Below are 22392 nucleotides of genomic sequence, written 5' to 3' on the forward strand. Positions count from 1 at the left end.
GCATTCTTATTAATAATGGTAAGAAGCAATTTGATCACAATACTGATATGATTAATGTTAAAAAGATAATAGATACAAATTATTGCAGGATGCATCTTAAATGAGTAGAATATATATGTTCCTCTCATTTTCTCCATCTGATTGTGAAAACATTTTTTTTATGGTAACATGACGATGTAAGGAATTTCATTATAGAAGGAGAATGAAGATGAGTAGTGTCTTAGATAATATTACTGTGTTATATGATCAGTTATTTGATGCTGAAAAGAAGATTGCGAAGTATATATTAAATAATCCAAAAGAAGTAGTAGATATGACTGTATCTGAACTTGCAGAAACAAGTGATGTCTCTATTGCGTCTGTATCTAGATTTTGTCGTAAGGTAGGTTTAAAGGGGTTTGCCCAGTTAAAGGTCTCTTTAGCACAGGAACTTGTAGATACACATAAAGGTGGGGAAATATCAAATGAAATATCATTAGAAGATATCCCGCAATCATTACAGAATATACTTGCAAATAAGATCACTGAACTTAAACAGACAGTCAATTTGATTAATACAGACGAATTTAAAGAGATTCTAGAGGGTATTAAAGATGCTTCCAGGGTACAGATAGTAGCAGTAGGAAATACAATTCCTGTAGCCATTGATGCAGCGTTTAAGTTCAATGAATTAGGTATTCCTACAACTGCAGGTACTATATGGGAAACGCAGTTATCTTATTCTTTTACTTTAGGTAAAGGAGACGTACTGATTGCAATTAGTAACTCAGGTGAATCAGATAAAGTATTAGAAGCGGTTAAGATAGCCAATAAGAATGGGGCTAAGACTTTAGGTATTACTAATAGTTCTCATTCTGCCATAGGAGAAGAAGTACAATATCATATTACAACTGCAACAAGAGAAAAACTTTTTCTTGATGAGTTCTGTTTTTCTAGAGTTTCTGCAATGACTGTTATAGAGATTATATTCTTATTCTTAACAGTGATGGTAGAGAATGCACATAAGTCTATGATCCAGTGTGAAGAGATGTTTGCGGTAGATAAGAGATAATACATACAGATAGCTTAATGACTATCTGTTTTCTTATGTTATAATTTAAACGAAATACGGCAAAACAAAAATATGCCGAACAAGGAGGCAATGTTGTGTTTGAGAATCAAATGATTATTTCAGGTAAAGAACTAAAAGAAAAAGGACTTACTTACTACAAAATCAATCAACTAGTAAAAGAAGGGATTCTTAGAAAACTCAATAAGAGATACTATGAGAATATGAACTATATAGGAGAAATAACAGACTTCTCTTATATACCAGCATATATCCCTCAAGGTGTCATATGTCTTATGAGTGCTGCAGTTTACTATGATCTTACTGACTATATGCCTCATAGTGTAGATGTTGCGATTCCAAGAAAATCAAGAGTCTCTACTTTTCCTGATTGGCCAAGTATTGATCTATACTACTATACTGATTATAGATATAATATAGGAATAGAAGAAAACAATAATATACGTATATATGATATAGAAAAAATAGTCGTAGATATTATCTACTATAGGGACAGAATGGGTATAGATACAGCAAAAGAAGTATTAGTCAATTATTTGAGAAGAAAAGATAGAAACCTTAATCAACTCATACGCTACGCTGACAAGTGCAAGTGTGGAGAGATTATGAGAACCTATCTAGAAGTACTGATATAATGATTATATTTAAAGTATGACAAAGGTGTTTTTGCACCTAAATGTCATACTTTTTTAGTATTATACAAAGTAAATTATTTACATGAAATCTATTGACAAAGAAAACCTTTACACCATATAATAGCATTGTAATAAAAAAGTTTTTTACAAGAAAAGGAGATTATGTAAATGATTTACACAATAACTTTTAATCCTGCATTAGATTATGTAATCACAGTTGATCATTTCCAACAGGGATTAGTCAACAGAGCATGTGAAGAACATATTTTCTGTGGAGGTAAGGGCATTAATGTTTCCGCAATTTTTAAAGAATTAGGTTATGAATCTGAAGCTTTAGGTTTTGTGGCTGGTTTTACTGGTGATGAAATTGTACGTCGTGCTAAGAGTGAGTATGATATCAAGACTGATTTCATCAAGGTAGAAAAAGGTATGTCACGTATTAATGTAAAGATGCGTAGTGATGAAGAAACAGAAATAAATGGTATGGGACCTCAGATCACTGATGAAGATGTAGAAAAGTTATTCAAAAAGCTTGATACATTAAAAGAGGGTGATGTATTAGTACTTTCTGGTTCTATTCCTAAATGCATTAGTCCTAGAATCTATGAAGAGATTCTAGAAAGATTACAGAATAAGGGTATCTTGTTTGTAGTTGATGCCACTGGACAGCTATTAGTCAATGTATTAGCTTATCATCCATTCTTGATTAAACCTAATAATCATGAAATAGAAGAAATCTTTGATGTGAAGCTAGAAACTGAAGAAGATCTAGTAAAGTATGCCAATAAGCTACAGGAAATGGGTGCTCGTAATGTATTGATTTCACTTGCAGGTGATGGTTCTTTGTTAGTAGATGAAAATGGTGGTACACATCGTTTAGGTGTATGTAAGGGTACAGTAAAGAATTCTGTAGGTGCTGGCGATTCTATGGTCGCTGGTTTTGTGGCTGGTTATTTAAATAATGGAGATTATGATGAAGCTTTAGCACTTGGTACTGCATGTGGTGGAGCAACAGCTTTCTCATATTCACTTGCGAAAAGAGACTTCATTGATGAATGTCTCGCACAATTAAAGTACTCTCAAAAAAGATCATAAGATTTGGAAATATTCTAATCATTATAAGAAACTGAAAGCAAAACATTCTGAGTTATGTCGCATCAATGCCATAAACAGACAGCTTGCAATAAATGAAGACGCTAACCATTTAAGAAGTCTTGGAGATATATTTATCACAGAACCTAAAAATGCAGGCAGGCTTATGAAAAGAACTAAAGAAACTACGGTCAATAGCAAAGGCAAGTTTAATAAGAAAAAGCGATTTGGCAAATCCATAAAGAACAGATGTCCTTCTGGATTTCAAGCTGCTGTAGAACAGAAATTCAAGATATCAGGTGGTATATATATTGAAGTATCCAATGATTACAGAGCAAGTCAATATGATCATACTGTTGATGACTATATCAAAAAGAAACTATCTGACCGAATGTATAAGCTACAAGATGGTACTGAGGTACAAAGAGACTGGTATTCATCATTCCTATTATACTGTTACGATTACAGAACCAAAGATATAGATAAAAGCAAATGTATTTCTGAGTTTGATAAGTGTTACAGCAAAGAAAAAGCACTAATCGAATGGATTAAGGCTAACGAGATCAAGGTATTAAATAGCGGAATTAAGATAGCGTAAAACATATTCAGGGAGACCGATTACACTTCCTTACGAAAGTAGAAATTTACCGTTAATGTGGTCGCTGGACTGCTTGGTAATGAAAGTTCTGATTCAAATAGATTTACACTTGTAACTCCAAAGTCTGAAAATGATGTACGATTACAAGCTACACTTGGCAATCAGAACCCCACGGGCTTGCCCGTGGGAGTAGTCAGTATTGCGAAAGCAGAAAAGATGGATGCTTTAAAAGTTGCTATGAACGATATTGGCGTTACTGGTATGACAGTGACAAGAGTATCAGGCTGTGGTGTTCAAAAAGGACAGACTGCTTATTATAGAGGCGCTAAGGTTGACATCCAGTTATTGCCTAAGGTAAAGGCTGAGATTGTTGTGTCTAGTATTCCTGTACAGACAGTTGTAGATGCAGCAAGAAGTGTTCTATACACTGGTCATATGGGTGATGGTAAGATCTTTATCTATAATGTAGAGAATGTCGTAAGAATTTCTTCTGGTGAACAAGGTCCTGAAGCCTTAAGCTATGAAGACTAACTAAAAATGAGACTCGATTATTCGAGCCTCATTTTTTTGACGAGTAATAAACCTATAATAAGTGTAATGATATCACTGATACATTGTGCAAGAAGAATACCCATATAGCCTAATAATGCCGTAAGGACAATCATTACAACAAAGAATATCACACCCTGTCTTGATAAAGAGATGACCATTGCCCCTGTCGCATAACCTGCTGATTGAAAGAGTGTTGTGAATATTAATACAACCCCTACAAAGGGTGTAGAGATAGATAAGCATCTCAACATTGTACTTCCCTGTGAGACAATTGTTTGATTCTTCATGAAACATGACATGATAGAAGGTGTAAAGAGACATAATATAAGTGTCATAACGCAAGCAAAAGATATAATGACTAAAGCATCAAAGCGTAAGACTTCTTTAAGTCTCTTTTTATTGTGTGCTCCGATACAATATCCAATAAGTGGCTGTGCACCAAAGGCAAAGCCAACAAGAACCATCATAATAATCATATTGACTTTTAACGCGATCCCCATACTGGCAATCGCATTTGATCCATAGGGACGTAAATATTGATTAGTAAGAGTGACTGCAAAAGACTGCATAATATTTGTAAGAGAAGCCGGGATACCAATAAAAATGAGTCCTTTTATATGACGTGTATCACAATGGGCATCCTTTAAAGAAACGCTGAGTTCTGGACATTTACGTTTAATCACATAAACCAAATATGCATCTGTAACAAAATTAGAGAATACAGTCGCAATTGCGACACCAGTGGCTTCCATATGAAATACAAATAAGAAAATAGGATCAAGAATGATATTGATAACACAACCAAGAATTGTACCTATCATAGCATCCTGAGCATGTCCTGCACATCTGATAAGATTTGTAGGAATCATCGATAGAATAATGAAGACTCCACCAATTGAAATCACATGATAATACTGTAAAACATAAGGTCTTGTAGATGCTTCTGTTCCAAGTAATGAAAGAATAGGATTCTTAAATAGAATCATGATTAAAGAAGTAAGAAGAGAGACCCCAATAGCATAATAAAAGCATACAGCACTGACTCTTCTTGCTTCTTCAGTTTCTTTATTCCCAAATAAACGAGAGATTACTGAACTGCCTCCTAGTCCAAATATATCTCCTAAAGCAATCATTAATGTAAATAGAGGTGCACATAATGAGACACCTGCAACAAGATTTGTATTTTGTGTTTGTGATACAAAAAAAGTATCGACTAAGTTATAAACTAAAGTGACCATCATAGAAAGAACTACTGGTAAAGCAATCTTAAAGTAAGCTTTCTTGACAGGCATTGTTTCAAATAATTCATTCATTGTATTAACCTCCTATCCTATCTTATCAGTTTTGTTTGTGATTTATTGTGTCATATGTCACAATAGAGATATGAAAGAGATAAAAGATAAACAGTTAATAGAGAAGTATAGTGAGTCTATATCTTCTTATGTTCATTTAGAAAATGTAAGTCTTCAGATGTTTGAGTTTGAGAAAGGAGAGTTATTGATTCAGCCTTCTTTTCATTTTCATTCTATTTATTTTTTAGTGAAAGGAAGCGTAAATGTTTATTCAATTCAGGCAGATGGTAGACAGTTTGTGACAGGTGTAAAGAAAGAAATACCTATTCTTGGAGATATTGAGTTTGTCACAAAAAAAAAACCTCACTTATTTGTAGAGGCTTTAGAGAATGTAATGGTATTAAGTATTGATACACTAAGATATGAGAAAGAGTTGAATGAAGATGTGTTGTTTCTACATTCAGTCATTCATTCCTGCGTAGATATTATTCAAACTGTACAGCATGATCAAAACTTTATGAGTCTGGAAGAGAAAGTTATCGCATATATGAAATATCAGTGTGATGATCATATATTAAGAAGAATAGAAAAAACATCAGAAATACTTCACTGTAGTAGAAGACAGCTACAAAGAGTTTTATGTCAGTTAGTAGAAAAGAATGTGATTAAAAAGACAGGAAAAGGGATTTATCGTTTCAAAATATGATGGATTGATATCGTTTACGATATAGTTTATGTATAATGAAAACATGCAAAGGAGATAAATATGGGAAAAATAATATTTCTAGATGTAGATGGTACATTAATTGATTATGAAGCAAAACTACCTGCTTCAGCAGCAAAGGCAGTAGATATGGCACGTGCAAATGGACATAAAGTTTATATTTGTACAGGATGTTCTAAGGCTGAAGTGTTACAGCGTCATTTATGTGATTTAGATGGTATGATTGGTGGTAATGGTGCTTATGTAGAAGACCATGATGAAGTTGTAATGCATCAAGGATTATCAAAGGAAGATGTAAAACATATTGTAGATTGGTGTAATGAGAGACACTTAGGATTCTATTTAGAAGCCAATAGTGGTATGTACTGCAATGACTATATGTTAGAACAGGGCCCTGAAACAATGGTTAAGTATGCTCAGGGTAAAGGGGCTGATTTAGAGAAAGCAAAGGAATCTTCTAAAGCCTTCATGGATGGATTTATTCATTTACAAGGTGAAGATTTATATAGAGATGATGTGAATAAGATCAGCTTTATCTTAAGCTCTTATCAGGATCATTTAGATTCTAAGGTGGAATTCCCTGACCTTATTGCGAATACATGGGGTGGTAAGGGTGAAGTAGCCTTATATGGTGATTTAGGTCCTACTGGTATTACTAAGAGACATGCGATTGAAGTATTAATGGAACATCTTGGTGCAGACTTTAAGGATACTATTTCTTTTGGTGATGCAAAGATTGATTTATCAATGTTTGAATGTTGTGCTTATAATGTCGCTATGGGTAATGGTGGCCCTGAAATTAAAGAAGCAGCTGATTATATTACTACTGATGTCAATGATAATGGACTTTATAATGCGTTTAAGCATTTAGGTTTAATCTAAAAAGCCGTTGTGAGTGTAATGCTCACAACGACTTTTTTGATGTCTTGTTTTGTATCTGTAGAGAACTTAAAAGGTATTTTTCTGTCTATTTTGTATGTTGTACTGTATTCACGTAAATCATCATACTTGTCATATGTCTTAATCTGAATATTGATATATTGTTCTGTGAACTTATATGACTTGATATGAAGACATAGACTGTAATAGTCACCTACCATACGTGATCTACTTGTTGTGCAGGTAATACCATAAGGTGCATCTATATCTACTGGAATAGATGTTTCAAAGCGATGATAAGCAAAATAAAGAGTTATAACTGCAATAATAGATAAACCTATTATAAACTTCTTCTTTCTCATATCATCACTCCCTTACTTAAATTCTAACAAATTTCACCCTTAACTGCTAGAAGAAAAGGCATTCACTTCTTATACGAAATAAACACACCTTATATCACATTTCATGACATCTACTTGTTGTTTTATGCATGATGAGTTTCTTTAATGATTTCCCATTTATATTAGAGACTAAGAAGCTCATATATAATCATTTATCTAAAGAAACGGAAGAACTACCCATCTCAATATGAAAATTTTTTAGGGGGGGATGAATGCCGTTAGTACATCTAATTGAGAAATTCTGGAGTAAGAATGGTATATACATATAGGAAACTTCTTTTCCTAAATCTACAGAAAGGAGTGTAAATATCTTACAGTCAAACAGCCGATGAAGCATCTGTCCAAGGAAGACTATCGTTCCATCAAGAAGTTATGTCATATAGCGAAAAACCTTACTAATCAGGCAATCTATAACATCAGACAGCATTACTTTGCAGAAGGTAAATATCTTAACTATGAAAAGAACTATGCTCTTCCGAAGTCATCTGATAACTATAGAACGCTTAATTTAAAGATGGTACAGGGGATATCAAAAGATTCTGCACTTCTTATAGATGGGACTTCTATTCCTATTAGCCGTCGTTATTATAGTGCTTTAAAAGATAAGATAAATAATATGATTGCATAAAAAGACTTAGACCCTAAATGCCTAAGTCTTTTAATATGTCTTCAGATTCCACAAAACTAGGATCCATATGTGTCAAGAAATGCCAATCTCCTTTATCTCTATATAAGATGGCTTCGCCATCTTCAGAACCAAAATAAGCTCTCTCTACCCCATAGCCTTTAGATTCTAAGTATTGTTTAACACATATATAGTTATATTCTCTTTTCTCTATATAATCCTTAAGTTCATTATTAGGAATAGAATAAGCATCCACTCTTGTTGCTCCTTCAATCATTCCATATCCTGGTATAGATAAGTCTACAATCTCTTTCCAATAAATATCTACTCTTCCAACACCAGTAAACATATATGTAGTAAAAGGTACAATATGACCATTATATTTTAGTTCTACATAATCAGGTACAATAGTAGGATCAAAGTATTCATACTCAAATCCTTCTATCACTTCATAGTGATAACCATGTAATTGTGATATAAACTCTCTACCTTGCTGTATTGTATGAAATAAACCAACATTGGTACTTAACTCACCTTGACATAATTGTAATATATACATAGTGGTCCCCTATTTTTTATAGTAGTTTAAGTTCTCTTCTAATGCAGATACAATAGAATCCTTTAATTTTTCTGGACCTACTACAACCATCATAGGACCAAACTGTCTAATCCAGTTCATTAAACCTGTATTAAAGATAATACCTTCAATACGTGTTTCATACCATAACTGCTTATTATTATAACCAGTTGGAGGAACAGTCTTAGTCATAGTAATCTCATTTCCAAAACGAGAAACAACTTCTCTAATAAGTGCTGCATCAAACTTAATATGTAATGTAATTTCTTCACCATCAAAGAAACTATTCATTGATTTCTCTAAAGACTGCCTTAAAGATTCACTAATCTTCTTTTCATCATCAAAATCAAAATAATAAGTACGACTATACTGTAAATCTCTAATACGATCCATACGGAATGTAGTCAATGAATCCTTATGCTTATTATAATAAGCACGTAAATAGTAATGACCATCCACAATAACTGTATTATAAGGACTTACATTATAATATTCATGACTAATACCAGCATTCCCTTTTGTAGAATGTGTTTCTACAGGATGTCCATCAATGATTGCATAATCGATATACTTAAAGCGTATATCTTTCTTATTACGTATTGCGGAAGTAATGATCTTTAAGTTTCTACTAAGTGAATAAACTTCTTCTTCATCTTCTTCTAATTCAGGAATGATTAAATAATCCTTCTGTTTTGCAGAAGAGAATTTTAATAGTTTATTAATTAATTCTATTTTATCTGCACTACTTAAGTCCTGACGATAATTCACCATATCAATCAATAATTGTAGTTGTGCTTCATCAAAATAGCCAGTTTCAATAATATAACCAAAACGTCTGACTGCTTTAATTATTTCTTTCCCAAACATTAAAGATGTAAATGCATTGATCTGTTTAATCACTGCATAAACAGCTTTTAAACCAATATCATAACCTTTTTCTTCTAATTGACGCTGTATTTCTTCTGCACTGATACATTCTTCTGAATCCATCAATAATGAGAAGACAGCCCACATTTTTTCTCCCATCTTATGCCTCCTGATACCTGGTAAGATACCTTTTTACTATAATGATCCACAAGTAGGAAATAACCAATCAAATCATAAGATGCATAAAGATTTAAAAGTGATTCATCTGGTTCCACTTCGTATTTATCTAAGTAGTCATAAGCCCCTTCAATATCTTCTTCTACTAAAGAGAAGTAAGCAGCCTGTGCATAAGTAATGACTTCTTTCTCTACTAATATAGAAATAAGTGCAAGATATGAGAAAGGCATCAGATGTCTCACAATACGATACACATCTATTGGTGATCCATTGTGCAGCATATAGTTACATAACTTCTTATTCAATGATTGAATACGTGGATGATCTCCAAATAAATACTCAATCATTACAAGATGATTTTCTAGACATTGCATATCATCAATTTCATAGAGTTTCTTTAAAGCAAGTCCTAAGTATTTCTTTTGATGTGTTTTAATATGAGCCTCTATTTTCTTCTGACTTCTGCAAGTATCAATAAATGAATCATGATATACATCAATGACATCTAAATAGTCCTTTAATTTATTTAATGAGATTGATGTAATTTCTTTATAACTTTCTAACATATTCTTTCCCTCCTCTTTTTTCTAACACTATTATAGCGAAGAGAAAGAATTAATGCGTTAAAGTTTGTACTGACAAAACCTATTTATAGGTGTTTTGAATATTTTCTTTTTGTTTAGTAATCCCACAAGTTCATATCTGGGTAGTTTGTTTCATATAAGAACTGTTCATTCATGACTTTAGTCAATATAGCAGCCCAGAGTATTAATGCATAAAATGAGTTATTTAAGCACTGAACAGTACCTCCACCATTGACCTTATCTTCATATACATAAAGTTCTTCTTTTTGTGATGGCACATAGTCTAATTCATCTAAATCATCTAATATACCATCATAAGGACGAGTACTCATTTCTTCTATCAAAGTGATCCACTTCTTATAAGCTTCTTCTGTATGATCATATGAGAAGAAACGTATTGCGGCACGTAGCTTATATATTGCAGCATAGACTGCATTGAATGTCATTTCTGTATATGGTTTTTCTGTGAGTAGCTTAGGTATGAATATACCTGGTTTAAATGTAAGATGAATGCTAGGTTTCACATCTGTATAATCATGAGTTATTCCTATACTTGTGCGTACATATTCTCTTGATAATTTAATTAATGCGAGACATACACACATATTCGCATATTTCATATCATCTACTAATGGGAGTGAAAAACCTAAGTCTGCACCATATTGTCTAGAGAAGAAAGGCTTAAAGACAGCTTCTTCATCATATTTATAAGTAACCGCAAAGGTATAGTCTTTAAATGTAATACCATGAGTCTTAAGAGAGTCTCTTAATGTTTCATCATAATCTTCATAGGTATTCTCCAGCATATCCTCTACGACTTCACCACTTGTTATAACATCCTGACAACTTAAATCCTGCAAAAGAACTGCCGCTTCTAGTCTTTTAGTAATCTCTCCCTTTGTGATACACGTCATATCACCGCTTTTTAATAAATAACGTATACTTTGTGTGGCTGCACTTGTCTGTACAACCATTTCAAATTCTCTTTGCATGAGCATTTTCCTCCTTTCCTATATCAAAAAAAGCAGATTCATCATCTGCTTCCTATTCTGCGAGATTTTTGATGAATTGGATTCCTACACCACCAATTCCCATATGAGCACCTACAACACTTGGTAACTCTCTCATGGTAACTTGACATGGACCTAATTGTTCTTCAAGATAGTCTCTTACACGCTGAGCTTCTTCAGGTACAAGAACATCTTCAATCGCAAATGTATAATCTTTCGCATTTGCGCCTCTTTCAATAGCACGATCAGCAAGCATCTTACATGCCTTACGTGTTGTTCTTACTTTGCCTAAAGTATCAATCTTACCACCTAATTCACTATTTAATTCCATAACGGGAACAAGCTTCAACATATTGCCAAGCATTGCGACTGCAGGCGTAATACGCCCACCCTTTTTAAGGTGATTCAAGTTTGGTGTAAAAATAATTGTACCTGAATGCTTAACCATATCTTCAAGCTTTTCTTTAATTTCAGAAACAGACTGACCCTTTTCTACTAAATAACGTGCTGCTTCAATAAGTTTTTTTTGAACATGTGCTGTTCCTTGAGAATCGATTAAAGTAATAGGCATTTCTACTGTATCAGCTGCAACCTGCATACCATTTAATGTAGATGATAAACCAGTTGCGATAGGAATCCCAATTAACTCATCATAACCGTCTCTTTTCGCATCTTCCATAGCCTTTATTAAAGAACCAGTCGAAGGCTGAGATGTTGTATACATATCATCAGTGTCCTTCATCTGATTAAATACATCAAGACTTGTGATTTCTAATTGATCTAAATATGTCTGACTCCCATGACCAATACATAATGGTGCAATATAAATACCTTCATGCTCTCCATTGATATCAATCTGACAGCCACTGTCTGCAATAATTGCTATTTTACTCATTTTTAATACCCCATCAGTGATAATTCACTATGTATATTATAGTTTATTTCTTTTTATTTTACAACCAATGGGATATAATACGAACGGGTGAAACTATGAGATCAATTAAAGAAACAACGACAAATACAATCATTATTAAGAAGTCAGAGTTCATTACAACCCTGATTCCATGTAATGATGAAAAAGAAATCAAAGACTTAATAGAACTCTATTCTAAAGATGATGCAACACATAACTGTGTTGCTTATCGTGTCGGTCCTTTAGAAAAAGCCGATGATGATGGAGAACCATCAGGCACTGCTGGACTTCCCATGTTGAATGTATTACAGAGACAGAAGATTGATAATGTGATTGCGATTGTGACACGTTATTTTGGTGGAATTAAGCTAGGCGCTGGAGGATTGACTCGTGCTTATACAAACAGTGTTGCAGATGCTTTAAAAGAAGCAGAAATAGTCGATAAAGAACTCGTCAAACTTTATCGTATTAGTGTTGACTATCACTTCAGCCGTAAGGTATCTTATTTAATACAATCTAAGAATCTATTATTAATGAATACTGAGTATGACGAAGAAGTTCATTATGATGTTTATTTAAGAGATACATCTTTCTTAGATGAACTTAATGAACTGACTGCATCCAATATGCATTATGAGGTTGTAAAGGAAGATTATATTCCTGTTGAGGTGTAAAGATGTCTAGTATAGAAATATTATTAATTGGTATTGGTTTGTCTATGGATGCTTTTGCGGTATCTGTATGTAAAGGATTATCTGTAAAGAAGTTATCTATTAAGAATATACTATTATGTGGTGTATGGTTTGGTGGATTCCAGGCATTAATGCCATTTATTGGTTATTGTCTTGGTTCTGCATTTAGTGGTTTAGTGGATTCTATTGATCACTGGATTGCCTTTATATTACTCGCATTTATTGGAATCAATATGATTAAAGAATCTTTTGAAGAAGAAAAACAGAATGATGACTTCTCTTGGAAGACAATGTTGATGCTGGCTATTGCGACTGCCATTGATGCACTTGCAGTAGGTATTACTTTCTCTTTTGAATCAATCAATATCTTCATGGCTATTTCTATTATTGGTTTAACGACATTTATTATTGCGTCTGCAGGTGTTTATATTGGTCATGTGTTTGGAAATAAATATGAACAGAAAGCACAGATCACTGGTGGTATTATTCTTATTATAATAGGTATTAAAATTTTAATAGAAGGTTTAGGGATTATTTAGAGAATCTACGTGATTCTCTTTTCTAATTGACTATAATAGTATATAAGAGGTGATTTAAATGAATGAATTATCAAAATTATATCAGTTAGTATTAAACAGAGAATTAGATATTCCTAAAGGTCAGATTCTAGATATTAAGAAGATTGACCATAAACTTCTTGCATTTATGCAATGTGTATATAATACAGGAGAATTAGGACATGTTTATACATTCTGGGATAAAGATACTCAGGTTGATCAAAACGCTCTTTTAGACACTTATATTGAAGGTATGCGCTTATTAATAAGTATTGCGTATGACTTACAGATTGATGAAATCAAGAATCATGAAGAAATGCCTAAAAAAAACAGTTCTGTTGATCTAATCTTTAAAGTCAATCAGGATATTCTAGATTTAAGAAATGGTTATAGTCCTATTAAGCTACAGGATGCTTTGGATGATTATTTCCATTTTGGTTTTTCTCTAGGTATTACTTTTGATGATATGTTAGAAGGATTGTAAAAAAACATAATAAATACATAGAGAATACATACGAATTACACAACTTACATGTATATTATAGTCATGAAAGAGGTGATTCTTATGATCTATATTATTTTAACTATTATTGCAGTATTATTAAGTGCTTTAATCATGGGAGTTGCAAATAAGTATACAAATAAAAAAATCCATGATATTAATCATGAATTGAATATACATTAAGACTCCCCCATGAACGAAAAGAAGGCAGCCTATTGTGGCTGTCTTCTTTTCATTTGAATTCCTTCATATTCATTATGAATACTTTTTACTATACTATTGAAATCATTGTCCGGTACTATGACATCACATATTGAATCAGATGAACCATAGACAAGACTTTCTTTAATATCTAACTTTTCTTTTAATCTTTCCAGCATGTTTTGAGGTGTCGCTTCATAAGAAAGTATCTTAAGTAAGCACATGCCTTTAAAATAATCTTCTTCTACAAAATAACGCAATTGTTTATGTAATCCTAAGTCTATCAAGTCATCTATAATATCATAGATAATCTCTTTTGTATTAAGAATACTGATATAAAGAGGTTGATAGGAATGTGTAGGCATACCAAAGATGTAATTACGATAAGGGGATTGACGCATCATATCATAATAGTCCATTTGTTCGGACTGGTCGAAACTATTATAATATGTCAATAATACATCGTCTTTGAGAACGTGATAGAAGTAATTAAGATGTTTATCATCTAATAATCGAGTAATCTTTGAACCTAATGTTTGTGGTAAGGAATAGGTACATAATAATTCGTTTTTTGGTACGTCATACAATATTGCGCCATCTAATGCGATTACTGGTAGATGTAATTTAAGATGTTCTATTTCTGCCTGCATGGATGCTGGTGTTCTTTTTGTGATGATTGTAAATTGTGCCCCATCATCTACAAGTTTATTCAATTGTGTTTTATTGAAGTTATTTAATTGCTGGTGTGCTGTCTGTTCCATATCATCAAGTTCAGCTACAAAGAGAACATCATTTCTTCTTTTAACTGGCAGGTGTAATGTACAGACAAGATAACCTACACCTACACCAATACATGTATCTAAGACACGATAGAATAAGAATGCATAAGGTGAAATACCAGCATGGGGAATAACTGCAACACTTAGATAAGCCACACAGGCCATAAATGCCATATGCTGTACTTTAAATAAGACTGTTAAGTAAATAGTCAGCATAATAAATAATGCATTGAGTAAATCCCATGCGAGATCAATATGGATGAAAGGCTGTAAAAACATGACAATTGCACCTGTAATAGCACCAATGAGTGTACCTAAAGCTCTTACAAGTGCCTGGTTTTTTTCATTCTCTTTATCTGGCTGAATACAGATAATTGTGGTTATAAGGACATAGAAAGGTGATCTCTGTACACCAAAGAGAGTGAATAATACCATGATGATAAAAACGGCAATACTTGTCTTAATAATACGTAATCCGATTCTAGGCATAATTACAACTCCAAACTATCATTACCGGCTTCAGCCATCATTTTTTCTCTACAAGATAGAACTAATCCATCAATGATTTCCATATGTTCAACCATCTGTCTTCTAAACAAATGGGTAGGAAGTAATATTGCGATTTCATCATAGTCTTTATCATTCTTCTCTCCTGTTTCTTGTCCATAATAGACACGAGCAAGAGGTGCTTCTTTTTGAATACTGAAGAATGTATCCCAGATGATTGCATAAACCTGCGCTCTTGAGAGATGAAGCTTCTTTGTATCAGGAAGTGCATAGAGAAGTAAGATACCTCTGACTGCATCTGTTTTTCTTTGGTCTACTGAGCCATCATGCTTATAATAACGTTCTATATCATAGCCATCAGCCAGATAAACAAGGGAACGGGGAACAGGCTGATGTTGCGAAAGGATATTTTTAAAACGTCTCATTGTATGGTGTGAGACATCCTTCCCTTCTAACAGGTCTCCAGAAGGTGATGTAAGTAGTACTGGATTTTCTCCTGCTTTACCATGAAATGTTTGAGGAATCAAATAAGCATCACGTAATAAATCAAACATAGATTTACCACATATAGCGAGTAATAATGCACTGATATCCTGATTTGAATAACTATCTAGAATGACTTTTGAAAAGGTCTCATTATTTAATTCTTCTGATCCCTGAAAGTCTTCTAGACTTGAATTGAATGTTTCTCTCAGTCTTGCACAAGCTTCTTTACTTGCGAGTATTTTGTGAAATATGTTCTCTACTTCGTGAACACGTGGAAATAATGGTGTCATAGTTTTAACCTCCATCCACTTGTGATTATAGACTTTCTATATCATATGTAAAATGTATCTTTCAGATATTGATGATATGTTTATTACATGACAAAAAAGTGATTCGCAACTGAATCACTTATAATAGTCTTTTGTATATTGAGACATTTCTTTTTTAAATAAACGCATAAGTATGGGTGCACAAAGTAAATAAAAGACAAAATTACCTATTGCATGGAATGTATCAAATAAGAGCCCCTGAGCATAATAAATACCAAACCAAACAGGACCCCCAATAATCAATTGTTCGAGTGAGACGATAAATCCAAAGACATAACCCATTAAAAAGGCATAGAGAGCCATAAGAAGTAATGGGGGTTCTTTGTTGATTTTCTTATAGAAATCACTGATAAATTGAGTAAGTAAGCAGATGACAACCCATGAAAGAATCTGGAAGATTGTCCATGTTCCCATACCTAAGATCATATTGGAGGCAATCGTAGTGACTACTGTGAGTTTAATTCCAAAAGATAATCCAAATAAGAGTACAGATATAATAATGATAGATGTAACAGGTTTAAAGTTAGGTAAGGCCTGCATTGCCACTCTAGAGGCAATATTCACTGCAGAGAGAATACCTATGAGACAGATTTCTCTTGTCTTATTACTGTGCATTAACATAATACCAGATGACTGTGTCTCCTGCTTTTACTCTATAGGCTCCTGCCCCAATATTAGGCGGTGTGCCATTGACCTTATACATCCATCCAGAACTTGGTCCATGATCAAATTCCTTTAATCCATCTATTCCTGATACATAAACAGTAGAACCAAATCCCTTTATAGAGATACTCTTCCCATTCTGTTTTGCAAGTTCTCTTAATACACTATAAGCTGTAGAAGAACTATTCACTTCTATATTCCCCTGCATCATTGTGCTATTTACTCCAATCACCTGTACTGAAACAGTTTGTTTTATAGGTGTTTCCTGTTTAGGTGGTTCTACTTGTTGAGGAGCAGAGGTTTCTTGTTTACTAGAAGAATTGTTTGTTTCTGTCTTCTTTGTCTCTTGTTTACTAGAAGAAGATTTTGCCTCTTTTTTCTTTGTTTCCTGCTTCTTAGTCTCTTGTTTACTAGAAGAATCAGATAATTTTGAATCAGTCTTCTTCGATTCTTCTTGTGACTCTATTTGTTTTGTCTCTTCTTTTTTAGAAATATCTTTCTTCTTTGTAATGCTCTTTACTTCATTACTAATAGTAGGCTGAGACTGGAATTGTCCAGTTATACCACGATAAGCTGTAAAGCCAAATATAAAGACAAAAGCGATTGCGACAAAGGCAATCGCTAATTGTTTAGTTGTGAGTTTCTTCATTATTTCTTTTTACTTTTAATAACTAATACGATCACACCAACAGCTGCGATAGCTGCCACTACATATGCCATCACATTTGTGTTATCACCTGTATTAACTACTTTTACTGTTTCCTTCTTTGGTTCAGTAGTAGTTGTTTCTGGCTTTACAGCTGGTGTAGTTGTACTAGGTTTTGTAGGCGTTGTAGGTGTTTCTGGTTCAGTCACTACTGGTGTAGTAGTCTTTGTATAGTCTTTTCTAGCTTTTAATACAAAGCTTCCGTTATTGATTACACCAAGTGCTCTTGCACCTTCTACTGATGCATAAGCATTTGGTTCTAACTTGAATGTATTGTAGTTTAATGCATTGAATGTACCATCTTCATTCTGATAAGAAAGTAAATAGTTATATGCATTTGTATCTAATGTATAACCTGCAACAGATAATCCTTCTAATACGCAAGACTGAGTATCCGCATTTCCACCCCAGCCAATATCATAAGAACCATCTGTACTATTTAATTTAGACTGTACAAAAGTATATGCTTTTGAGATAGCTGCATCATAAGTAGAACGTCCTGCAACACTTAATGCTTCCATAGCCCATCCAGTTGTATCTAGATCAGCATTTGGTCCCTGATATTCATACCAGTAAGCACCATTGTCCATAGCCATAGTTGATAACTTATCTGCAACAGCTTTTACCTTAGGTGAGTTTACTGTTTCTAAAGCCATTAATGTCCAAATAGTAGCCCCACATCCACCATTTACATCATTTGTAAGAGTACCATCTTCCTGTACTCTATTTTCTAGGATTTCAACTAAGTTAGTCTTATTGAAATCTTTTGGATTTTCACCTAATAAAGAAATTGCGATAATAGACTTCGCTAAGTCACCATAAGAGGCAGCTGTATAATCTACATCCTTAAAGTTGTTTAATAAAGCATCAGCTTTACCATCTGCTTCAAATCCTGCTGCTTCATACGCAATAACAGCATCAGGACTATCTAAAGTAATTGTCTTTAAATAGTTCTGTGATTTGATTAACGCATCATCACTCGCAAAAGCGGCTGAAAATGATAACGCAAAAGTTAATGCGATTGAAGTTATAACTGTCAATAATCTTCTCATTTTTATTCTCCTCCAAATACTTTATCCGCAAAACGCACTGTTTCCATTGCGTCTTTCGCATAACAATCTGCACCGATACGATCTGCATATTCCTGAGTCATAACGGCTCCACCTACAACTGTAAATGTATCAGGCTTCTTTTCCTTCAACAACTTAATTGTATCTTCCATACTCACAACTGTTGTTGTCATTAAAGCACTAAGTCCTACTAATTTTACATCTTCTTTAATGGCTGTATCCACAATTTGTTCAGGTGGTACATCTTTACCAAGATCAATGACATCATAGCCATAGTTTTCTAACATAACCTTCACGATATTCTTTCCAATATCATGAATATCACCTTTAACTGTCGCAATGATGATTTTTCCTTTCATTTCTCTTGGTTTTCCTGCCATGGAATCCTTAATCACTGCAAAGGCTGCTTTCGCTGCTTCAGCACTCATTAACAGCTGTGGCAGGAAGATTGTGCCTTTTTCAAAGCCTTTCCCTACTTCATCAAGGGCAGGAATTAGTTCTTCATTAATAATTTCTAGTCCTTCTTTAGTTTCAAGCTGTTTTTGAGTGGCTTTACCTGCATTTTCACTCATACCACGCTTGATACTTTCATATAGAGACATATCAACCGCTTCACTCTTTACAGGAGCTGGTGCACTATTACCATAGGCGCTAATATATTCTGTAAAGTTCGTATCTAAACCACTTAAGGCGAGATAGGCACGATATGATTTCATCATTGCTTCTGATGAAGGATTGATGATTGCACAGCTGAGTCCTGACTGCATTGCCATAGTAAAGAAGTTCGCATTAATGATTGGTCTTTGTGGAAGACCAAAAGAGATGTTAGAAACACCTAAAATAGAATGTCCATGAAGTTCATCTCTAATAATACGTAGTGTTTCTAATGTCGCAATGGCAGAAGTAGGATCTGAAGAAATAGTCATAGCCAATCCATCAATCACAATATCTTTAGGTTCAATACCATATTTACTTGCTTCTTTATAGATTTTCTTCGCAATACGAATACGATCTGCCGCATTATCTGGAATGCCTGCTTCATCTAAGGCAAGTCCTACAACCACACCACCATATTTCTTTACTAATGGGAAAACAGCATCCATGGATTCCTGTTTACCATTGACTGAGTTAATCATAGCTTTCCCATTATAATGTCTTAAAGCTGCTTCTAAGGCGATTGGATCTGATGTATCAATCTGTAATGGCAATGCAATTACAGATTGTAACTTCTTCATGACTTCTACCATCATCTTAGGTTCATCAATTTCTGGTAGACCTACATTGACATCTAGAATATGTGCTCCTGCATCTTCCTGTTTTAAACCTTCAGATAAGATATAGTTAATATCTCCATCACGTAAGGCCTGTTTGAATTTCTTTTTACCTGTTGGATTAATACGTTCCCCAATAATAACTGGTTTAGGACCTATTTCGACAGCCTGTGAGAAAGAAGTCACAACAGAAATATTCTTCTTTACAGGTGGTTCAATAGGTAAATCTTTAACTAATTCAATAGTTTTAGATAGATATTCTGGTGTTGTTCCACAACATCCTCCAAGTACATGCACATTCAATGAGGCAATCTCTTTCATCTCTGATGCGAATTCATCTGCACTCATATCATAATAAGTATGACCTTCATCATCTGTCTGAGGCAAACCAGCATTAGGTGTCACAATAATTGGTGTAGAAGAAACTTTAATCATTCTTTCTACAAATGGCTTAATTTGACGAGGACCTAATGAACAATTAATACCTAATGCATCAATATGTAACCCTTCAAGTAAGGCAACAACTGATTCTGGTGTACCACCTGTCAACATCTTACCTTTTTCATCAAATACGACAGTGGCACATACTGGAAGATCTGAATGTTCCTTAGCTGCAAGAACGGCAGCCTTTAATTCATAACTGTCCTGCATTGTTTCAATAAGAATCATATCTGCCCCCGCTTTAGTTCCATACTCAATGACTTCTGCATAAATATCTACAGCATCATCAAATGATAAATCTCCTAGTGGTTCTAAGAGCTTACCTGTAGGACCTAAATCAAGCGCAATCAGGGCATTAGCACGTCCTGTAAGTTCTCTTGCCTTTTTTGCATGTTCTACTGCTTTTGTGACTATTTCTTCTAGGTTATCTGGATATTTTAATCTATTGGCACCAAATGTATTGGTGTTGATGATATCACATCCTGCTTCTAGATAACCTTTATTTAATTCAATAATCTTTTCTGGATAAATGATATTCCATGTTTCAGGTAGTTCACCAGCCTGTAGGCCCCAGCTTTGAAGTACTGAACCAGTACCACCATCCCAGAATAACCATTCTTTTGTCAGTCTTTCTTTAAATCCCATTACTTTACCCTCCTGAATTCACATTGTGCAGGACAATTGGCACAGTCCTTCGTATGACGAGGCTGTGTGTGATGTGTAATACCAATGATCGCCGTCACTGATTTAGATGGGACCATTAAGAGACTTTCTAATAAACTGATACCAATCTTATCCATCTGTAATATACGCATAAAATCTTTTTGATGATCTAATGCAAGATCTCCATAACCAGGCGAAAAGCGTGGCTTTAAGAATTCATTATTCTTATGAGCCTCCTGATTGAGTTCTTCATTCACTTCATCACAATAGGCTTCTATCATAGCAGCCCCCGCTGCCTGATAGATGACTGCATCACTCATCTTAGTCAGTTCTGTACGTTTAATCAAACGATCGACTTCTATTCCAATTGTAGCCGCAAAGAGATAAACGGCATGACAGCCGTTTAAGTTATTCTCTAAATTACGACTATGAATCACCATATCACCAATGGTGATTGTATGATTCTCTATTGTGACAGGGAATCTTTTCACAATATGACGCGGTACAGCTGTTTTCTGTAATACTTCTATACAATGATCTAGTGCATTATTGATTTCTGTGAGATCACCTTCAATGGATTGACGGTATCCTAAATAACGTAAAGCTTCTTTACGATTTACATTGATCATTTAAGAAGCTCCGATAAATTATTCATAATACCTTCCGCAACATCTGGCTTATTCATAGTATAAACATGGATATGTTTTACACCATTCGCAATTAAATCAATAATCTGTTCAGATGCATAAATAATACCAGCCTGCTTCATGATTTCAGGATTATCACCAAATGCATCCACCATCATCTTAAAACGATAAGGAATAATAGATGTACCTGACATCTGTACAGCACGACTGACCTGTTTCGCATTAGTAATAGGCATAATACCAGCGACTACAGGTACATTAATACCAGCTTCCTTAATTTTATATAAGAAGTTATAGAAAACATTGTTGTCAAAGAACATCTGAGTTGTTAAGAAATCTGCACCTGCTTCTACTTTTTCTTTTAGATGCTGGATATCTTCTTGAATACTAGGTGATTCTACATGTCCTTCTGGATAACATGCTGCCCCAATACAGAAATCACCCTTCTCTTTAAGTTCCTTGATTAACTGACAGGCATATTGGTAGTCTTCTCCCACTTGACCATCCTTAGGAATATCTCCTCTTAATGCCATGATGTTTTCAATACCATTTTCTTTAAACTGTTCAACCATGGACTCTACATGTTCTCTTGTAGAAGAGACACATGTGAGATGCGCCATGACTTCAACACCATATTTCTCGTGGATATCTTTCGCTAGTGCCACGGTATGTGCACTTGTTCCTCCACCTGCACCATAAGTCACAGACATGAAACTTGGATTTAAAGATGCAATCTTTTCTGCAGCCTTTAAGACATTTTCATATTTACTGCTTGTCTTAGGTGGAAATACTTCAAAAGATAAAGTGACTTTATCTTCATTTAATAAATCAATAATTTTCATTGATACTCCCCCCCCTTTTTTTTCATATTCTACATTATTTT

Annotated in this window: 25 protein-coding genes and 1 pseudogene; 11 read left to right on the forward strand and 15 right to left on the reverse strand. The window is 34.0% G+C overall.

The window, feature by feature from the left end; genetic code table 11:
- Nucleotides 1-208: 208 nt before the first annotated feature.
- The 5 genes and pseudogenes from QZQ55_RS03715 to QZQ55_RS03735 all read left to right on the forward strand — a co-directional run.
- The gene (locus tag QZQ55_RS03715; protein WP_295090023.1) at nt 209-1051 is read left to right on the forward strand and encodes a MurR/RpiR family transcriptional regulator; all 843 of its coding nucleotides are present in this window, start codon (nt 209-211) and stop codon (nt 1049-1051) included.
- Between the two features lie 95 nt (nt 1052-1146).
- Nucleotides 1147-1704: a hypothetical protein gene (locus QZQ55_RS03720; RefSeq protein WP_295090024.1), complete on the forward strand. Its 558-nt coding sequence runs from the start codon at nt 1147-1149 to the stop codon at nt 1702-1704.
- A gap of 168 nt (nt 1705-1872) precedes the next feature.
- A complete protein-coding gene (pfkB, locus tag QZQ55_RS03725) occupies nt 1873-2799 on the forward strand; it encodes a 1-phosphofructokinase (RefSeq protein WP_295090027.1) in 927 nt (308 codons plus the stop codon).
- 163 nt (nt 2800-2962) lie between these two features.
- Nucleotides 2963-3394, forward strand: coding sequence for a hypothetical protein (locus QZQ55_RS03730; RefSeq protein ID WP_295090030.1), 432 nt, complete (start codon nt 2963-2965; stop codon nt 3392-3394).
- Between the two features lie 189 nt (nt 3395-3583).
- A pseudogene (locus QZQ55_RS03735) lies at nt 3584-3925 on the forward strand (P-II family nitrogen regulator); the annotation flags it as partial.
- Nucleotides 3926-3942: 17 nt separating this feature from the next.
- Here QZQ55_RS03735 and QZQ55_RS03740 read toward each other — a convergent pair.
- Nucleotides 3943-5259 carry an MATE family efflux transporter gene (locus tag QZQ55_RS03740; RefSeq protein ID WP_295090036.1) on the reverse strand — a complete coding sequence of 439 codons (1317 nt, stop codon included), beginning with the start codon at nt 5257-5259 and terminating at the stop codon, nt 3943-3945.
- A 70-nt stretch (nt 5260-5329) separates the two neighbouring features.
- Here QZQ55_RS03740 and QZQ55_RS03745 point away from each other — a divergent pair, with 70 nt between their 5' ends.
- Together QZQ55_RS03745 and QZQ55_RS03750 are read left to right on the forward strand one after the other, a co-directional pair.
- Nucleotides 5330-5944: a Crp/Fnr family transcriptional regulator gene (locus QZQ55_RS03745; RefSeq protein WP_295090039.1), complete on the forward strand. Its 615-nt coding sequence runs from the start codon at nt 5330-5332 to the stop codon at nt 5942-5944.
- Between the two features lie 60 nt (nt 5945-6004).
- Entirely contained in the window at nt 6005-6844 is an 840-nt protein-coding gene (locus QZQ55_RS03750) for an HAD family hydrolase (RefSeq protein ID WP_295090042.1), read from the forward strand.
- Here QZQ55_RS03750 and QZQ55_RS03755 read toward each other — a convergent pair.
- The gene (locus QZQ55_RS03755) at nt 6841-7203 is read right to left on the reverse strand and encodes a hypothetical protein (protein WP_295090045.1); all 363 of its coding nucleotides are present in this window, start codon (nt 7201-7203) and stop codon (nt 6841-6843) included. The genes QZQ55_RS03750 and QZQ55_RS03755 overlap by 4 nt on opposite strands.
- A gap of 367 nt (nt 7204-7570) precedes the next feature.
- Here QZQ55_RS03755 and QZQ55_RS03760 point away from each other — a divergent pair, with 367 nt between their 5' ends.
- Complete coding sequence (locus QZQ55_RS03760) at nt 7571-7870, forward strand: hypothetical protein (RefSeq protein WP_295090048.1); 300 nt, start codon at nt 7571-7573, stop codon at nt 7868-7870.
- Between the two features lie 13 nt (nt 7871-7883).
- On the opposite strand, the gene QZQ55_RS03765 is transcribed toward QZQ55_RS03760, so the two are convergent.
- The 5 genes from QZQ55_RS03765 to QZQ55_RS03785 all read right to left on the reverse strand — a co-directional run bounded on the left by QZQ55_RS03765 (nt 7884) and on the right by QZQ55_RS03785 (nt 11977).
- The gene (locus tag QZQ55_RS03765; protein WP_295090051.1) at nt 7884-8426 is read right to left on the reverse strand and encodes a hypothetical protein; all 543 of its coding nucleotides are present in this window, start codon (nt 8424-8426) and stop codon (nt 7884-7886) included.
- 9 nt (nt 8427-8435) lie between these two features.
- Complete coding sequence (locus QZQ55_RS03770; RefSeq protein WP_295090054.1) at nt 8436-9470, reverse strand: YafY family protein; 1035 nt, start codon at nt 9468-9470, stop codon at nt 8436-8438.
- Entirely contained in the window at nt 9434-10054 is a 621-nt protein-coding gene (locus tag QZQ55_RS03775) for a hypothetical protein (RefSeq protein WP_295090057.1), read from the reverse strand. Before QZQ55_RS03775 ends, QZQ55_RS03770 begins: the two co-directional genes overlap by 37 nt.
- A 113-nt stretch (nt 10055-10167) precedes the next feature.
- Entirely contained in the window at nt 10168-11064 is an 897-nt protein-coding gene (locus QZQ55_RS03780; RefSeq protein WP_295090060.1) for a hypothetical protein, read from the reverse strand.
- A 52-nt stretch (nt 11065-11116) separates the two neighbouring features.
- Complete coding sequence (locus tag QZQ55_RS03785; RefSeq protein WP_295090063.1) at nt 11117-11977, reverse strand: DegV family protein; 861 nt, start codon at nt 11975-11977, stop codon at nt 11117-11119.
- Nucleotides 11978-12072: 95 nt separating this feature from the next.
- Here QZQ55_RS03785 and QZQ55_RS03790 point away from each other — a divergent pair, with 95 nt between their 5' ends.
- Genes QZQ55_RS03790 through QZQ55_RS03800 form a run of 3 tightly spaced genes read left to right on the forward strand, consistent with a single transcriptional unit; the run spans nt 12073 to nt 13728 of the window.
- Nucleotides 12073-12669, forward strand: coding sequence for a YigZ family protein (locus QZQ55_RS03790; protein ID WP_022424525.1), 597 nt, complete (start codon nt 12073-12075; stop codon nt 12667-12669).
- Between the two features lie 2 nt (nt 12670-12671).
- Nucleotides 12672-13226 (forward strand): manganese efflux pump MntP family protein, encoded by a 555-nt coding sequence (locus QZQ55_RS03795; RefSeq protein WP_295090066.1) that lies wholly within the window; start codon nt 12672-12674, stop codon nt 13224-13226.
- 58 nt (nt 13227-13284) lie between these two features.
- Nucleotides 13285-13728 (forward strand): dUTP diphosphatase, encoded by a 444-nt coding sequence (locus QZQ55_RS03800; RefSeq protein ID WP_295090069.1) that lies wholly within the window; start codon nt 13285-13287, stop codon nt 13726-13728.
- Nucleotides 13729-13958: 230 nt separating this feature from the next.
- Here the strand turns inward: QZQ55_RS03800 and QZQ55_RS03805 are convergent, their stop codons facing one another.
- The 8 genes from QZQ55_RS03805 to metF all read right to left on the reverse strand — a co-directional run bounded on the left by QZQ55_RS03805 (nt 13959) and on the right by metF (nt 22351).
- The gene (locus QZQ55_RS03805) at nt 13959-15215 is read right to left on the reverse strand and encodes an aromatic acid exporter family protein (protein ID WP_295090072.1); all 1257 of its coding nucleotides are present in this window, start codon (nt 15213-15215) and stop codon (nt 13959-13961) included.
- Nucleotides 15216-15217: 2 nt separating this feature from the next.
- Entirely contained in the window at nt 15218-16009 is a 792-nt protein-coding gene (locus tag QZQ55_RS03810; RefSeq protein WP_295090075.1) for a DUF4866 domain-containing protein, read from the reverse strand.
- Between the two features lie 114 nt (nt 16010-16123).
- The gene (locus QZQ55_RS03815) at nt 16124-16669 is read right to left on the reverse strand and encodes a hypothetical protein (protein ID WP_295090078.1); all 546 of its coding nucleotides are present in this window, start codon (nt 16667-16669) and stop codon (nt 16124-16126) included.
- Nucleotides 16653-17360: a DUF4430 domain-containing protein gene (locus tag QZQ55_RS03820; RefSeq protein WP_295090081.1), complete on the reverse strand. Its 708-nt coding sequence runs from the start codon at nt 17358-17360 to the stop codon at nt 16653-16655. The genes QZQ55_RS03815 and QZQ55_RS03820 overlap by 17 nt, the downstream gene beginning before the upstream one ends.
- A complete protein-coding gene (locus tag QZQ55_RS03825; RefSeq protein ID WP_295090084.1) occupies nt 17360-18469 on the reverse strand; it encodes a prenyltransferase/squalene oxidase repeat-containing protein in 1110 nt (369 codons plus the stop codon). The genes QZQ55_RS03820 and QZQ55_RS03825 overlap by 1 nt, the downstream gene beginning before the upstream one ends.
- A 2-nt stretch (nt 18470-18471) precedes the next feature.
- Nucleotides 18472-20844: a homocysteine S-methyltransferase family protein gene (locus QZQ55_RS03830; RefSeq protein ID WP_295090086.1), complete on the reverse strand. Its 2373-nt coding sequence runs from the start codon at nt 20842-20844 to the stop codon at nt 18472-18474.
- A complete protein-coding gene (locus tag QZQ55_RS03835) occupies nt 20844-21491 on the reverse strand; it encodes a vitamin B12 dependent-methionine synthase activation domain-containing protein (protein WP_295090089.1) in 648 nt (215 codons plus the stop codon). The genes QZQ55_RS03830 and QZQ55_RS03835 overlap by 1 nt, the downstream gene beginning before the upstream one ends.
- Nucleotides 21488-22351 carry a methylenetetrahydrofolate reductase [NAD(P)H] gene (gene metF / locus QZQ55_RS03840; protein WP_295090091.1) on the reverse strand — a complete coding sequence of 288 codons (864 nt, stop codon included), beginning with the start codon at nt 22349-22351 and terminating at the stop codon, nt 21488-21490. Before metF ends, QZQ55_RS03835 begins: the two co-directional genes overlap by 4 nt.
- Between the last annotated feature and the right edge of the window lie 41 nt (nt 22352-22392).

This window comes from uncultured Catenibacterium sp. (assembly GCF_900540665.1).
Classification (GTDB): Bacteria; Bacillota_I; Bacilli_A; order Erysipelotrichales; family Coprobacillaceae; genus Catenibacterium.

What these genes read in the sequence shown, in the direction of transcription:
- QZQ55_RS03810 (WP_295090075.1), bottom strand. Translation starts at nt 16,009, where the DNA reads ATGACACCATTATTTCCACGTGTTCACGAAGTAGAGAACATATTTCAC.
- QZQ55_RS03790 (WP_022424525.1), top strand. Translation starts at nt 12,073, where the DNA reads ATGAGATCAATTAAAGAAACAACGACAAATACAATCATTATTAAGAAG.
- QZQ55_RS03775 (WP_295090057.1), bottom strand. Translation starts at nt 10,054, where the DNA reads ATGTTAGAAAGTTATAAAGAAATTACATCAATCTCATTAAATAAATTA.
- QZQ55_RS03755 (WP_295090045.1), bottom strand. Translation starts at nt 7,203, where the DNA reads ATGAGAAAGAAGAAGTTTATAATAGGTTTATCTATTATTGCAGTTATA.
- metF (WP_295090091.1), bottom strand. Translation starts at nt 22,351, where the DNA reads ATGAAAATTATTGATTTATTAAATGAAGATAAAGTCACTTTATCTTTT.
- QZQ55_RS03780 (WP_295090060.1), bottom strand. Translation starts at nt 11,064, where the DNA reads ATGCAAAGAGAATTTGAAATGGTTGTACAGACAAGTGCAGCCACACAA.
- QZQ55_RS03805 (WP_295090072.1), bottom strand. Translation starts at nt 15,215, where the DNA reads ATGCCTAGAATCGGATTACGTATTATTAAGACAAGTATTGCCGTTTTT.
- QZQ55_RS03740 (WP_295090036.1), bottom strand. Translation starts at nt 5,259, where the DNA reads ATGAATGAATTATTTGAAACAATGCCTGTCAAGAAAGCTTACTTTAAG.
- pfkB (WP_295090027.1), top strand. Translation starts at nt 1,873, where the DNA reads ATGATTTACACAATAACTTTTAATCCTGCATTAGATTATGTAATCACA.
- QZQ55_RS03820 (WP_295090081.1), bottom strand. Translation starts at nt 17,360, where the DNA reads ATGAAGAAACTCACAACTAAACAATTAGCGATTGCCTTTGTCGCAATC.
- QZQ55_RS03825 (WP_295090084.1), bottom strand. Translation starts at nt 18,469, where the DNA reads ATGAGAAGATTATTGACAGTTATAACTTCAATCGCATTAACTTTTGCG.
- QZQ55_RS03745 (WP_295090039.1), top strand. Translation starts at nt 5,330, where the DNA reads ATGAAAGAGATAAAAGATAAACAGTTAATAGAGAAGTATAGTGAGTCT.
- QZQ55_RS03760 (WP_295090048.1), top strand. Translation starts at nt 7,571, where the DNA reads ATGAAGCATCTGTCCAAGGAAGACTATCGTTCCATCAAGAAGTTATGT.
- QZQ55_RS03750 (WP_295090042.1), top strand. Translation starts at nt 6,005, where the DNA reads ATGGGAAAAATAATATTTCTAGATGTAGATGGTACATTAATTGATTAT.
- QZQ55_RS03715 (WP_295090023.1), top strand. Translation starts at nt 209, where the DNA reads ATGAGTAGTGTCTTAGATAATATTACTGTGTTATATGATCAGTTATTT.
- QZQ55_RS03785 (WP_295090063.1), bottom strand. Translation starts at nt 11,977, where the DNA reads ATGAGTAAAATAGCAATTATTGCAGACAGTGGCTGTCAGATTGATATC.
- QZQ55_RS03800 (WP_295090069.1), top strand. Translation starts at nt 13,285, where the DNA reads ATGAATGAATTATCAAAATTATATCAGTTAGTATTAAACAGAGAATTA.
- QZQ55_RS03815 (WP_295090078.1), bottom strand. Translation starts at nt 16,669, where the DNA reads ATGTTAATGCACAGTAATAAGACAAGAGAAATCTGTCTCATAGGTATT.
- QZQ55_RS03795 (WP_295090066.1), top strand. Translation starts at nt 12,672, where the DNA reads ATGTCTAGTATAGAAATATTATTAATTGGTATTGGTTTGTCTATGGAT.
- QZQ55_RS03835 (WP_295090089.1), bottom strand. Translation starts at nt 21,491, where the DNA reads ATGATCAATGTAAATCGTAAAGAAGCTTTACGTTATTTAGGATACCGT.
- QZQ55_RS03730 (WP_295090030.1), top strand. Translation starts at nt 2,963, where the DNA reads ATGAAAAGAACTAAAGAAACTACGGTCAATAGCAAAGGCAAGTTTAAT.
- QZQ55_RS03830 (WP_295090086.1), bottom strand. Translation starts at nt 20,844, where the DNA reads ATGGGATTTAAAGAAAGACTGACAAAAGAATGGTTATTCTGGGATGGT.
- QZQ55_RS03770 (WP_295090054.1), bottom strand. Translation starts at nt 9,470, where the DNA reads ATGGGAGAAAAAATGTGGGCTGTCTTCTCATTATTGATGGATTCAGAA.
- QZQ55_RS03765 (WP_295090051.1), bottom strand. Translation starts at nt 8,426, where the DNA reads ATGTATATATTACAATTATGTCAAGGTGAGTTAAGTACCAATGTTGGT.